The sequence below is a fragment of the Ensifer sp. ENS07 genome, from assembly GCF_014852185.1.
GTDB lineage: Bacteria > Pseudomonadota > Alphaproteobacteria > Rhizobiales > Rhizobiaceae > Ensifer > Ensifer adhaerens.
In genome coordinates, this window is the sequence record NZ_JACVBE010000022.1 from 23,276 (window position 1) to 36,141 (window position 12,866).

Annotated in this window: 13 protein-coding genes and 1 pseudogene; 10 read left to right on the forward strand and 4 right to left on the reverse strand. The window is 61.1% G+C overall.

All coding sequences use genetic code 11. The features are described from left to right. Positions 1-7: 7 nt before the first annotated feature. From IB277_RS35955 to IB277_RS35985, 7 genes are all read left to right on the forward strand, one after another. Positions 8-475, forward strand: a complete 468-nt coding sequence (locus IB277_RS35955) for a DUF2271 domain-containing protein (protein ID WP_060581929.1) — start codon at positions 8-10, stop codon at positions 473-475. Positions 476-487: 12 nt separating this feature from the next. Next, positions 488-2,695 (forward strand): PepSY domain-containing protein, encoded by a 2,208-nt coding sequence (locus IB277_RS35960; RefSeq protein WP_060581930.1) that lies wholly within the window; start codon positions 488-490, stop codon positions 2,693-2,695. Then, positions 2,676-3,623, forward strand: coding sequence for an FAD:protein FMN transferase (locus tag IB277_RS35965; protein ID WP_060581931.1), 948 nt, complete (start codon positions 2,676-2,678; stop codon positions 3,621-3,623). Before IB277_RS35960 ends, IB277_RS35965 begins: the two co-directional genes overlap by 20 nt. 230 nt (positions 3,624-3,853) lie before the next feature. Next, on the forward strand, positions 3,854-3,994 hold the full coding sequence (locus tag IB277_RS38510) for a hypothetical protein (RefSeq protein ID WP_246802821.1): 141 nt from the start codon (positions 3,854-3,856) through the stop codon (positions 3,992-3,994). 409 nt (positions 3,995-4,403) lie between these two features. Beyond that, positions 4,404-4,661 carry a type II toxin-antitoxin system VapB family antitoxin gene (locus tag IB277_RS35975; RefSeq protein ID WP_192373076.1) on the forward strand — a complete coding sequence of 86 codons (258 nt, stop codon included), beginning with the start codon at positions 4,404-4,406 and terminating at the stop codon, positions 4,659-4,661. Continuing rightward, positions 4,658-5,062, forward strand: a complete 405-nt coding sequence (locus IB277_RS35980; RefSeq protein WP_192373078.1) for a type II toxin-antitoxin system VapC family toxin — start codon at positions 4,658-4,660, stop codon at positions 5,060-5,062. Before IB277_RS35975 ends, IB277_RS35980 begins: the two co-directional genes overlap by 4 nt. Further along, on the forward strand, positions 5,035-6,216 hold the full coding sequence (locus IB277_RS35985) for a site-specific integrase (protein WP_192373080.1): 1,182 nt from the start codon (positions 5,035-5,037) through the stop codon (positions 6,214-6,216). The genes IB277_RS35980 and IB277_RS35985 overlap by 28 nt, the downstream gene beginning before the upstream one ends. Before the next feature lie 67 nt (positions 6,217-6,283). Here IB277_RS35985 and IB277_RS35990 read toward each other — a convergent pair whose 3' ends face one another. Together IB277_RS35990 and IB277_RS35995 are read right to left on the reverse strand one after the other, a co-directional pair. Beyond that, positions 6,284-6,601, reverse strand: a complete 318-nt coding sequence (locus IB277_RS35990) for a type II toxin-antitoxin system RelE/ParE family toxin (RefSeq protein ID WP_192373082.1) — start codon at positions 6,599-6,601, stop codon at positions 6,284-6,286. Between the two features lie 2 nt (positions 6,602-6,603). Then, positions 6,604-6,849, reverse strand: a complete 246-nt coding sequence (locus IB277_RS35995) for a type II toxin-antitoxin system ParD family antitoxin (RefSeq protein WP_060608251.1) — start codon at positions 6,847-6,849, stop codon at positions 6,604-6,606. A 360-nt stretch (positions 6,850-7,209) separates the two neighbouring features. Between IB277_RS35995 and IB277_RS36000 the strand changes: the two are divergent. Together IB277_RS36000 and IB277_RS36005 are read left to right on the forward strand one after the other, a co-directional pair. After that, a pseudogene (locus IB277_RS36000) lies at positions 7,210-8,062 on the forward strand (recombinase family protein). 272 nt (positions 8,063-8,334) lie between these two features. Beyond that, positions 8,335-8,598: a hypothetical protein gene (locus tag IB277_RS36005; RefSeq protein WP_192373084.1), complete on the forward strand. Its 264-nt coding sequence runs from the start codon at positions 8,335-8,337 to the stop codon at positions 8,596-8,598. Between the two features lie 223 nt (positions 8,599-8,821). Here the strand turns inward: IB277_RS36005 and repB are convergent, their stop codons facing one another. Further along, positions 8,822-9,802 (reverse strand): plasmid partitioning protein RepB, encoded by a 981-nt coding sequence (gene repB, locus IB277_RS36010; RefSeq protein WP_192373086.1) that lies wholly within the window; start codon positions 9,800-9,802, stop codon positions 8,822-8,824. Between the two features lie 48 nt (positions 9,803-9,850). Further along, positions 9,851-11,074: a plasmid partitioning protein RepA gene (repA, locus tag IB277_RS36015; RefSeq protein ID WP_192373088.1), complete on the reverse strand. Its 1,224-nt coding sequence runs from the start codon at positions 11,072-11,074 to the stop codon at positions 9,851-9,853. A gap of 530 nt (positions 11,075-11,604) precedes the next feature. Between repA and IB277_RS36020 the strand changes: the two genes are divergently transcribed. After that, entirely contained in the window at positions 11,605-12,840 is a 1,236-nt protein-coding gene (locus IB277_RS36020) for an aminotransferase class I/II-fold pyridoxal phosphate-dependent enzyme (RefSeq protein ID WP_246812902.1), read from the forward strand. The last annotated feature ends 26 nt before the right edge of the window (positions 12,841-12,866 follow it).

Genomic DNA, 12,866 nt, shown 5'->3' on the forward strand with positions numbered 1-12,866 from the left:
AGCCGACATGAAATCGCTTCTCTCAGTTCTCGCCATGACAACCGCCCTCACGCTGCCCGGCCTCGCCATGGCCCGGCCGGTGACATTGACCACAACGCTGACCAACTATGGCGGCGACGGCGCGTATCTCGCGCTCTATGTCACCGATCCCCAGGGCAAATATGCCGGCACGCTCTGGGTCGCTGGCGGAAAGTCCAAATATTACGAGCATCTTTCGGGTTGGTATCGCGCCACTGGCGGCCGCGCCGGTATCGACGGCATTACCGGGGCCAGCGTCGGTGCGGGGCGCACCCTGGAGATCTCGCTCGACCTTGCCGATGCGCTTTTCGACGCAGGTTACACGCTGCATGTCGACGCAGCCGTGGAGGACATGCGTGACAGCCCCAACGAGGTCGCCGTTCCCCTGACGGTTGCGAGCGCGAAGACGCCCGTTCGCGGTCGACGCTACGTTTCGACCGTCGCCTACTCCTTCTAGGCGGTGAAGGACATGATTCGTGTCATCCATCGCTGGCCAGGCCTTCTGGCCGCTCTTTTTCTGCTGGTCTTGAGCCTTAGCGGTGCAGCACTCTCGCTGTTTCCCGCCGCCGAACGGTTGTCCGCCCCGCAAGCCGAGGCAGGGCTTTCCGTCGCGACGCTGGCCGGGCGCATCCTCACCGTCCACCCTCAGATAGAACAGATACGTCGCGCGCCCTCCGGCAAGATCACCGCCTACTGGTTCGAGGATGGGGTGCCTCAGGCCGCCCTCATCGATCCCGCAACAGGGCTGGGTGTCGCCTCCAGCGATCCGAATGCTGTCTTGCAGTGGCTTACCGGCCTGCACCGGTCGCTCTTTCTCGGTGACGGCGGGCGCATCGCAGGGGCAGTGGGCGCTGCCGCCATGCTGGTCCTGGCTGTGTCCGGCGCCATGCTCGTCGCACGCAGGGCCGGCGGCTGGCGGCGATGGTTCGCGCCGATGCGCGGGCCGCTCGCTGGACGATTGCATGTCGAGATCGCGCGCTTGACCGTCGCGGGCCTCGTCTTGTCCTCGGTCACCGCATTGTGGATGACGGCGTCGACATTCGATCTCCTGCCCGACACGGCCACATCTCCCGTCGCCCACATCGAGGCGAGCGGCCGGGCCGGCATGGCCGCATCGCACATGAATCTGCTGAAACGGACACCGGTCACCGAACTGCGCAGCCTGGCGTTTCCCGACCCGGCCGATGCGACGGATGTCTTCACGCTGAAGACCGATCGCGGCACGGGCTATCTGGATCAGGGCACCGGCGTGCTGCTGGCCTGGAGCGACCTGACCGGATGGCAGCGCCTCTCGGAGACCATCTATATGCTGCATACCGGTCGAGGCGCGGCCGCCTTGGGCCTCGTGCTCGGCATGATGGCGCTCGGCTTGCCGGCGATGGCGGGCACCGGCCTCATCCTGTGGCTGGCGGGTCGGCGCGGGCGCCCCCGAATTCACGGCAATGTAACGGCTGGACGTGCAGAAACGATGCTGCTTGTCGGCAGCGAGAGCGGAAACACATGGAGCTTCGCTGCGACGCTGCACGCCGCACTGACGAAGCTCGGGCAGGCGGTTCACACCGCGCCGATGTCGTCTTTCGATCCTGAGCGTTACCGGCATGCCCGGCGCATTCTCATCCTTGCGGCAACCTATGGCGATGGCGATGCGCCCACTTCGGCGCGGGGGTTCCTCGATCGCCTGCAAGCCCTGCCGGCAGAGCCAGCCATTCCAGTGGCCGTGCTCGGCTTCGGTGACCGCAGCTTCCCGGCCTACTGCGCTTTTGCCCAGGTCGTCGCGAGGACCGCCGAGGCGCGAGGGTGGAGCACGCTGATCCCATATGACACCGTCGACCGGCAGTCACCGCAGGAATTTGCCCGTTGGGGACGATCGCTGGGTGAAGCGATGGGGATCGGGTTGGAGCTTGTCCATCGGCCAGCCTTGCCGGCGGCCTCCCCGTTGACCCTCGTTTCGCGACGCGAATACGGCGCAGAGGTGCAAGCTCCGACCGTGATCCTGCGGTTCGCGCTACCCAAAGTCCCGTTCTGGCATCGGTTGGCCGGGCGTGGCTTCGGTCGGTTTTCGGCAGGCGATCTTCTCGGCGTGCTGCCCGAGGGCTCGTCCGTTCCCCGGTTCTACTCGCTGGCTTCGGGACGGTGCGACGGCTTCATCGAGATCGTCGTGAAGAAGCATCCGGCGGGGCTTTGTTCCGGGCAGCTCTTCAATCTGGAGCCAGGATGTGCCGTTCGCGCATTCATCCGCAGCAATCCGGGCTTCCATGCCGGCAGGAGCAGGACACCGCTGATCCTGATCGGAGCTGGAACAGGGATAGGGCCGCTGGCGGGCTTCGTGCGTGCCAATGCGCGCCGCCGTCCGATCCACCTGTTCTTCGGAATGCGTCATCCTGCCAGCGATTTCCTCTACAAGGACGAACTGACGTGCTGGCGCCGCGAAGGGCGCCTTCACCGGCTCGTCGGGGCGTGCTCGCGCGGGCGGATGCCGCGCTATGTCCAGCACGCCCTCCTTGAGGAAGCCGCCCAGATGACGACCCTGATCCGTGGGGGCGCGAGAGTCATGGTCTGTGGTGGGCGCGATATGGCTGTCGGCGTTTCGGCGGCGCTTGCCGAGCTTCTAGCGCCAGCCGGATTGACGCCGGCACTGCTCAAGGCGGAGGGACGCTATGTCGAAGACGTCTACTGATCCGATGAGGCACACGCTTAACGGACCGACCATGGGAACGCGCTGGTCGGCGCTGTTCTACACCGCGGCAGGGTTCGATCCAGAGCCGGTTCGGCACGCTCTTCAAGCGGAAATGGACGAGGTGGACGAGCAGATGTCCACCTGGAAGCCCGACAGCGCTCTGATGAGGTTGAACGCTGACCCAGTCGGCGACTGGATCGAGGTCCCGGCTCGTCTGGCTGACGTGCTGCATCTTGCGCTCGAAATCGGCCGCGCGTCCGGCGGGGCCTTCGATATCGGCGTGGGCGATGCGGTTGGCGCCTGGGGTTTTGGCCCGCACGCGGCCGACCGGACCCTGATCCAGAAGGCACTCGCGACACCGCGCCAACCCACCCATGCCGCGCTCGAACTCGATCCTGTTCGCGCGACGGTGCGAAAGCGCGCGCCGATCACCATCGACCTCAACGGCATTGCCAAGGGATATGGCGTCGACCGGCTGGCCGCGATCCTCGCGCGCTTCGGCATAACTTCCGGCCTCGTGGGAATTGACGGCGAGATGAGGGCAATCGGTTTGCGTCCCGACGGTGAGCCTTGGAATATCGCCATTGAAAGTCCCGACACGGCCCGTCGAGCGCGGCATTCCATCCTCGCCTTGCAGGATGCTGCGGTCGCTACCTCTGGCGATTACCGGCATTGGACTGTCGTGAACGGTCGCCGTCTCTCACACACCATGGATCCGCGCCGCGGTGCGCCGCTGCTGTCGTCGCCCGCTTCGGTCACAGTCGTCGCACGAACCTGCGCTGAAGCCGACGCCTGGGCGACCGCGTTGATGGTTCTAGGTCCGACGTCCGGGATCGAGCTTGCCCAGCACCTTGGCCTCGACGTGCTGTTTCTTCTGCGCGACGCCTCTGGTCGAGTCCGGCCAATAGCGACAGGGCCACTTTTTTAGGCAGGCTGGGAGACCTGTCGGAGGGTTCCTGAGGTCTATCGGCAAAGATTGAAACAATCGCACAATTCGGACTGACGGGACCGGAAAATGGCCGTGCCTCCTGGTGGCGGGTGGACTTTGGCCAGCCATTCTTGTCCGGGAACGCCGCTCCACACCAATGCGTCGGAGAACGACCTGCGCAGCCTCGTCAAGCGCAAGATCTCCGGCGGCACGATGAGCGCGATGGTCGTGTGGCGCGCGACACCATGCTCGGGCTGATGAAAACCTGCCGCAAGCTCGGGCTGTCGTTCTGGCACTATCTCGGCGACCGCCTGCAACTCGACGGTCCGCCCATCCCGCCGCTGGCCACTCTGGTCGCGGCTAAGGCTTGAACACGGCTCTCCACTTTGCAAACAGCCCCGGCAAGGAGAACTACCTTGGGTCAGCGTCGATGCCACGGACATGTGTGCACAACGCCGCAAGACTGCTCCGATCTCGATGACCGAAAACCACCGTGCTTCCGCGACTCAACCCGTCTGTCCCCAAATCTGCCCCGGTTACCCTCCTTGGCGCGGCTCCTCGGCATCGTAGGCAGTCATTGACCATCTGTATTAACGTTTTAAATTCCGCCAACGGAAATTAATCAACAGAATGCTTCCGTCACGCAGACGTTAATTTTCGCGCCCAATCACTATCGATAGGTATCAGGTATCGATAGTTAGCCATCTCGTCGTGGTTTCTTGCCATCTTCGGGCACAATGACTATCTTGGAGGCAGGAATTTTGATCAGGAACTCGCCTAATGTCCGAGCCGCAGCTTTCCATCCGCAGCGCCAAAGCCAAAGAACTCGCGCACGCACTGGCGCGTCGCACCGGCATGCCGATGAGCAAGTTGGTCGAGCGCGCCCTCGAGCGCTATGACAACGAGCTCCGCCAGCAGTCTGCCCGGGCGCCGATCGATGTGCTGTCGGATTTGATGGCCGAAGGCCGGCATGCCGTCCCGTCCGGCACGACATCGGCGCATGACGATTTCTACGACGAGCACGGTTTGCCGCGATGATCGCTGTCGACACATCGGTCATTTTGGCGATGGCACTGGGGGAACCCGAGGCCGAACGATTCACGGCGTTGGTCGGTCGAGAGGCCGTCGCGATCGGCTGGCCGACGCTGCTGGAGGCGCGAATGGTGCTGACCGGCAAAGGATTTCCCAACGCTTCGAAAATCCTTGATCAGCTTTTCCAGTTGCCCAACGTCACGGCGATTGCTTTCGACGAGGCGCATTACCGGGAAGCGGAACGAGCGTTCGACCGCTTCGGCAAGGGTCGCCATCCGGCCACGCTCAACATGGGCGACTGTTTTTCCTATGCGGTCGCGAGGATCGCTAAGGCACCCCTTCTCTACAAGGGGCATGATTTCGGAAAGACCGATCTGAAATGCCACCCCGCGTCAGCCGACCTTTGAAGGAGCCGCTCTCCACCGCGACGCTCAAGCGCGCTGAAGAACTCGACGCGCTCGACGCCATCCTGCCGTTTGATCGCCGCGACCAGCTGGCTGCCCTGCTGACGGACGACGATGTCGCGACGCTCAAGCATCTCGCCAGCGAAGGCATGGGCGATAACACCCTCAGGGCGCTGGCGTCTGACCTCGGCTACCTCGAGGCGTGGTGCCAGCTCGCCACGGGCACTCCCCTCCCCTGGCCGGCGCCGGAAAGCTTACTGCTGAAATTCGTTGCCCATCATCTCTGGGACCCGCTCCGACGCGCGGAAGATCAGAGCCATGGCATGCCTGTGGAGGTGGAGGCTGGCTTGCGTTCCGGCCGGCTGTTGCGCGCCGACGGGCCGCATGCCCCCGAAACCGTGCGCCGCCGGCTGACAAGCTGGTCGATCCTCACCCGATGGCGCGGCCTGACAGGCGCCATCGATGGGCCGTCGCTCAAATCGGCGCTACGGCTTGCGGTTCGCGCCAGCGCCCGGCCGCGGCAACGAAAGAGCAGACAAGCGGTCACCGGCGAAATCCTGGCAAAGCTGCTGGACGCCTGCGCGGATGAACGCCTGGTCGATCTGCGCGACCGCGCCTTGCTGCTGACCGCGTTCGCCTCCGGCGGCCGTCGCCGGTCGGAAGTGGCGGCGCTGCGTGTGGAGGATCTGACCGACGAGGATCCCGTGCTGACGGATCCATCGATCCCGCACTCCCCTCCCCTTCCCTGCCTCGCCATCCGACTGGGTCGGACGAAGACGACCACCAGCGATGACGACGAACATGTGCTGCTGATCGGCCGACCGGTGACCGCATTAAAACGCTGGCTCGAGGAAGCCGATATCAAAGAGGGTCCGGTGTTTCGCCGGATTGACCACTGGGGGAACATTGATCGCCGTGCGCTGACGCCGCAGTCGGTCAATCTGATCCTCAAAAACCGGTGCAAGCAGGCGGGGCTCGACCCGACCTTGTTTTCGGCGCACGGACTGCGGTCAGGTTATCTGACCGAAGCCGCCAATCGCGGCATTCCCCTTCCGGAAGCCATGCAGCAGTCGCTGCACAAGTCCGTCACGCAGGCAGCCCGCTACTACAACGACGCCGAGCGTAAGCAGGGACGGGCGGCGCGGTTGGTTACCTAGCGCCCCCGCGAGCTCGCTCATCCTTGGTAGCGGCAATCGGCAGTCAGGCTAGCGGGGGCGTGGGGTGCTATTCGTTCGCGTCGACCGCGGAAAACAACTCATCGATATCGCGATGCCCCTCGATGATATTGACGACCTCAAAACGTTCGTCGGCGTACCGGAAAAAGATGACGTATCCTTTGAACGCCGCGCTGCGTATATCGGGGCGCAATTCCGGCCTTGCTCGGCCGAGGGTGCCGGGAAGATCGGCCAGTGTCCGGCATTTTTGCCGAAGTTCTCCCACAAACCGACGTCCCGCCATCAAACTACCGCTCTGTCGAGTGATGTATTCGAGAATATTGACCAGGTCTGTGAGTGCCGAAGGCAGCATACGAAGCTGCGGCACCCTTAGAAGCCTTCCTTGGTCAGTTGAGCGGCCTTGGCTTCCAGCGCCGCGTCAATATCTGCGTCGGATGCTTCGCCGCCATCGGCGATCGACTTGTTGAGGAGGCTGGTCAGAGCCCTCAACTTCTGCTCGCGCTCCTCGACCAGCCGCAATCCTTCACGCACGACTTCGCTGGCCGAACCGTAACGGCCGTCCTTCACGATGTTGGATACAAAGGCTTCCCAACGGTCACCAATGGAAACGTTCATGTCACACCTCCGTTTGCCCACAAGCATCGCACAATAACATGAATTGCGCAATTATTGACACTACGCCACCACCCCAAATGCGAACGCTCAATTCCGCATTCAAGAGGCCTTGAGACTTGGCGAGTACCGCATCAGCGCCATCAGCGTCGATCCAGGCTCGCGCTCAAATCCCGCAGAGAGCCGCCGGGCCGAATTGCCCCCCCATTCCAGAGTTTGGGAGATAATGACAACTGCATTTTCAGCCGCAGAAGCCGTTGACGCGCGTTTGCCTATATGGATGCTCCGTTGCTCGCCCCGGGCACCGATTTGAGTCTGGCGGGCCGCTATTCAGTACATAAAACACGCTAGCCTCAAAGACGGCTGATCGGCTACGCCCGCGTCTCGACAGACGGCCAGATCCACGATGCCCAGATCGATGAGCTGCGAGCTGCCGGCTGCGACCGCATCTATCAGGAGCACGGTTCTGGGGCATCGCGCGCGCGCCCAGTTTTGATCAAATTGCTTGGCGAGCTCACCGCGGGAGATGTCCTCGTCGTCGTTCGCCTCGATCGGCTGGCCAGCCGTGAGCCATCTATTGGCAGTGATCGAGGATCTTGAAGAGCGCGGTGTGCATTTCCGCTCGATCCGCGATCCGATCGATACATCGACGCCTCAGGGCATGTTCTCCCTCCAAGTTCTCGGCGCGGTCGCCCAACTCGAGCGGGCGCTGATTGCCGAACGCACCAAAGCCGGCATCAAGGCGGCGAGGGCGCGTGGCAAGCTCCCGGGAAACCCGGGCTTGCGAGAACGGCCACCGGAGGCCATCAAATCAGTCTCAAAAGCACGTGCAAAGCGTTATCTCGACGAGCTCATTGCATCCGCGCAAACTTGGCTGCCGATGGTGCGGCAACTGCGGCCTCACCACAGTTGGGACAACGTCGTGCGGGTGCTTAATCGCCGCGGTCACGACTGGACCGTCGAGCGCGCTTGGTGCGCGACAAGCTCGCGGAAAAAGACCCCCTGGCCCGGTCCCCTCGCCGTGCGCCCGAAGACCATCTGATGAAGCTGGTAGCGGCGATCGCCATTGCCGATCCCAATCTGTCGCTCCGCGACATTGCCGTCCAATTTGGATCAGATGGGAGAACGGTCTGTGCGCGGCGGCAAGAAATGGCAGCCTTCCTCCGTCCGCGACCTGCTGGACGAAGCCCACCGATATGGCCTCATCCGCCATTGAAGGCACGGCTCATCAGGCGACCGATCGCGTGCTTCCTCTGCCGACAGGGTCTTCCAAGCTATTGACGATCTGCGCCGCCGGCCGACGGTAATTGCCGCCGTCTCGCAGTTTCAGCCAAGCGCCTGCATCCTCATCCGCCGCGGTGGGTTCTTTTGGCGCCGGCTCCCCCCTCCCCTCCATGCCGAACCGGCCACGGTGTTTAAGAAGGTTGGCACTTTGGTGCCAGACTTTTTGATTGGCCGCCGTATCACCTTCGGCGCCGGAAACGCCGCTTGGACCATAGAAACAATGAGCAACCCCCAGCGGTCGAAATACTCGAAAGCTTCACCGGCTTTTCAGACGACGATGGGCATTTGGACGATGCTGCCCTGATTGCCGAGCATGTGCTGGACAATCGTTGTCGCGGCTCGTGGGTGGTCACCGGCGGCGGCGCCGGGATCAAGGTGAGCAGAACCGTGGCGAAACTGAATGAGGCGTTCCAAATTGTCGGCATCGGCGTAGCCGCGATTCGCGCAAAACCAACAGCGAGGTGCTGACCCTAACACCGGGTTAGCGCTGACGGTCACTCTATGCGCTGGGCGCAAATCAGCGTTGCCGGGGATCGAGAAAGTTGCCGGCCGACAATTTTCCAGTTTTATTATTTTTTTTCAATTACTTAGATAACGTCGACACGACGACAGCGGGGCCATCTTGCTCATCAGGCGCTAAAGCGAGCTTCCACGATGGTTACCGTCTGGGGGCCTTTTTTCTTTTGCGCGTTCAGTCTTCCTTCCCGTCATTCGCCGCCAGGAATTCGGAATAGAGCCGATCCAGGTTTTCAGCGAGATACTGCCCGAAGCGACCGGCGTTCTTCGATTTCATTGAAAGTTCGAAGGCCTTGCCGGAGTTCGAATACTGAGCCGAGACTGCCTTGTCGCTAGTCTGCCAGCTTTCCTTGGATTTCAGTGACATCTTTTTGACGGGTTGCCCCGACGTATCCAGTGCCTTGAATAGCGTGTTGAACCGCTCGTCGCTTGAAAGCGATTGGAAGCTCGGATCGCCGGCGATGTCGTTCACCTTTCCCGCATTGGCGGCCTTGCCTACCAGAAGCGAAAGCTCGAGCCAGCGGTCGCGCCCAGTCGAGGGCGCCGCACCGATTTGCTCGATGACTACCAACGGCACCCGTTCAGTCACGCTCATCATCTTCGAAACCGCCGTCTTGTCCGCAGCAAGAGCTGATGCGATCACTCCACGGTCGTAACCAAGCGCCTCCAAGCGTGAAGCAAAGCTGGCACGTTCGATGAACGAGAGGTTGGCGCGGGCTGAGTTTTCCTGGCCCTGGGCGATAACGTGTGTCCGGTCATCGATTGCTTTGACAACTGCCTTGACCTTACGGCCGAGTTCGCGCGCTACACGCACACGGCGATGTCCAAAGACGATCTGATAGCGTCCGGATGCAGACGGGTGAGGGCGCACGAGGATCGGCGTGTCCTGGCCGCGTTCGGCAATTGCCGCCTTCAATTCTTCAAACTGCTCGCTATCGTCCGTCAAACGATCAAGCACAAAGGACCCATCCACCGTATCCGGATCGAGCTCGACGACGGCTTCACCTTCGAGGAACCTGTCGGCCTGCTTAGAGAGTTCGTCGAGAGAACGCACCATGCTCTTTGACGCACCACGCATGGGATAGGCTGGCGCGGTATCCGCCTGCGGGATCTCCGCTGCGTCTACCAGTCCCGCCAGCAGATTTTTTCTCGCCATGTGCCTGCTCCGTTCTACCTAACCGACTGAGTGTGAAGGTTGATTTGATCAGCGTGCAGCCTTACGTCCCCAGGACGCATGCACGAGTTCAGCGATTTCGGCATTGACCGCATTCAAGGATCCAATCGCTCGTTCATAGGTCGAGCGCGTCATCTGGGCCTTGTCGACCTCGTAAAGTGTCTGCTTTGTAATTCCAGCGTCAGAGATCGCTGTCGACTTCAGCATCTGGTTCTTCAAAACGAACTGGTGAAACAGCGTCTGCATGAACCCTACCATCTGCGCCTGTGGCCCGTCCGTTGGCTCGTAGCGCGTGATGACGTAGCGGTACCATTCGAGATTGACGGCGGCACCAGCTTCGCGGATCGGCTTCAAGATGCCGCCCAGCATTAGCAAGAACTGTCCCATCGACATGACATCAAGCATCTGGGGGTGGATAGTGACGAGTACGCTTGTCGCCGCGGTCAGGGCGGTGATCGTCAGGTAGCCGAGTTGAGGTGGGCAGTCGATGACAACCACGTCGTAGCGATCTTCGACCCCGACAAGCGCGCGCGAAATGCGCGTGAAGAAGGTCTTGCCATCGTTCGAGCTCTTGTTCGTCATCGCGAGGGGCGTATCGTACTCGAATTCCTGCAGCTCAAGGTTGGCGGGTACGATGTCGAGGCCGGGGAAGGTGGTTGGCAGGATGATATCGGTGATCGATCGCCGTTGCTCGTCGTAGCGGATCGCTTCGTAAAGGGAAGGCGTCATGTCGAGCTCGGGCTGGAAGCCGTGAAGCGAAGACAGCGAAGCCTGCGGGTCGAGGTCGACGGCGAGCACTCTGTGACCTGTCAGTGCCATGTACTGCGCCAGGTGAGCCGCAGTGGTAGTCTTGCCCGATCCACCCTTGAAGTTGACGACCGCAATGATCTGGAGCTTCTCGCCAGCGCGCCGGCGTGGCACGTACTTGCGCGCTTCGGAGCGACCATGCTGGTCGAGGTACTGGCGCAGTTCCTCCATCTGCTCGGCGCTGTAGGAACGGCGGCCCGACGAAGACGTCTGGGGGAGGGGGCCTTTGCTCTCAAGGTGGAGCTTCTTCAACGTGCTTTGGGACACCCCGAGGAAATCAGCGACCTCCGAGAGCGAGAATTGGCGCAGCAGTTTCTTGGCATTCGGCGGGAACTGCTGCATGCTCAACAGGTGCAGCTTCTTTGAAATCAAATCGCCCTGTTCGAGGATCAAATCCTCAAAGTGCATCGGCTGTGCGGGAGCCATTGACAGCGAATTAGCGTTCATTGCAAGGAAGCTCTCAAATAACGGTTTTTCAGGCAGGAACTCATCCTAACCGTTATTATGTGCGGTTCCTTTCGTCTGACAAGGAATATAGAGTTAACAAAGGGTTAACTCAGAGCGGATCGACAGCAGCTCATGAAGTCAATAGAGCGCATTTTCCCACTGTTTTTCAATAGCTTACCGGCGTACTCTCCGCATTAGGGCCGCCGCAAGCTTTGCACCGGAGAATCCCTCATGCCCTTCCGGCTTTCGGGACTCGTCGTGTGCACAGGCACTATTTCGTCTCCGACTCACACCGCCCGACCGAATCGCCGACCTTAGACGCCGCTATGTTCGATTCTGCGCTGACCGTTAACCGTCCAGCACTACCACTGAGAAGGGCCGTCAAACTTGTTCGTAAAATCATTGCACAATGCAACCCATGGCAAACGAAAATTTGCAGAAACTTGTTGCGTTCTTTTGCCGCCGTTCGTTGAGTAAAAAGTGATCTCTGCCACCCTTAGGCGCAACAACCGCTCTTGATGGAGGCAAGGATGCTCACGGATTTCGTGGCCGGAACCGATCAGACTGTCCGAAGGAACACTGCCGCGCTTATTCAGTCGTCCGATGAGTGTTTCCGGGCGGCACAGGCGGCTGGCCTGATCGGGGTCTCCGCATACCCAAATCGGGGGCGGGGCGTTGAACTCCAATCAGCAAACGATGCAGGCCGTAACATCGTGGATTTTGTTCGATGCTCGTATCTCGGGCTGGACAACCACCCGCGGATAGTCGCCGGAGCAATCGAAGCGCTCGAACAATATGGAAACCTGCACTGGTCATGCGCGAGAACACGCCTCAATTTCAAGATCGCATTCGATCTTGAAGACGCTCTGTCAAAGCTATTTTCCGCTCGGGTTATCGTTTATACGACTGTCCTCGCTGCAAACATGGGCGCCTTGCCGCTTCTTGCCTCCGGCCATCTGACCAACGGAGAGAAACCCGTTGTCGTGTTCGACAAATTCGCGCACGCGACGCTGGCGTTTCATAAAGCGACGGTCGCTCTTGAGACAGAAGTCCTGACGATAGCGCACAACGACATCGAAGCGCTCGAGCGCGTGTGTCGAACGGGCAAAAAAGTCGCCTATGTCTGCGATGGCGTCTATTCCATGGGCGGCGCAGCGCCAATCCGAAACCTCCAAGAGCTGCAGAGCCGATATGGCATGTTCCTCTACATCGATGACGCGCATGGCATTTCGATCTTTGGCGATAAAGGACAAGGCTTTGCCCGGTCCCAGCTTGAGGGCCCGCTTGGGGACAGCACAATTATCGCGGCTTCGCTCGGAAAGGGGTTCGGCGCATCCGGCGGTTTGCTGATGCTCGGAACGGAGCGGCAAGAGGAGCTTTTCCGCAGATACGCGATCGCTCACGCGTTCTCCGCCTCTCCGAACGTTGCCGCTCTTGGAGCAGCGATGGCCTCCGTAGCGATTCATGAGAGCCCCGAACTGGCGATCAGGCAACGGGACCTGGGTGAGAAACTCGCTTTGTTCGACCTCCTGACGCCAACCGAACATCGTGGCACCACGTTACCTATAAGGACTTTAACGATCGGCGACCACGTCGAAGCCATCGCGACTGCGCGCTCCCTGCTGGACATGGGATTTTACACCTCGGTGATCTTTTTCCCGACCGTAGCGCGAGGGAAGGCCGGGATCCGTGTGTGCCCAACCGCCGGCCATACCATAGATGAGGTCAACGGCCTCGCAGACGCTGTCGGCAAGATAATGCGCTGAGCAACCGAGGGCTCTCAGATGTCGTA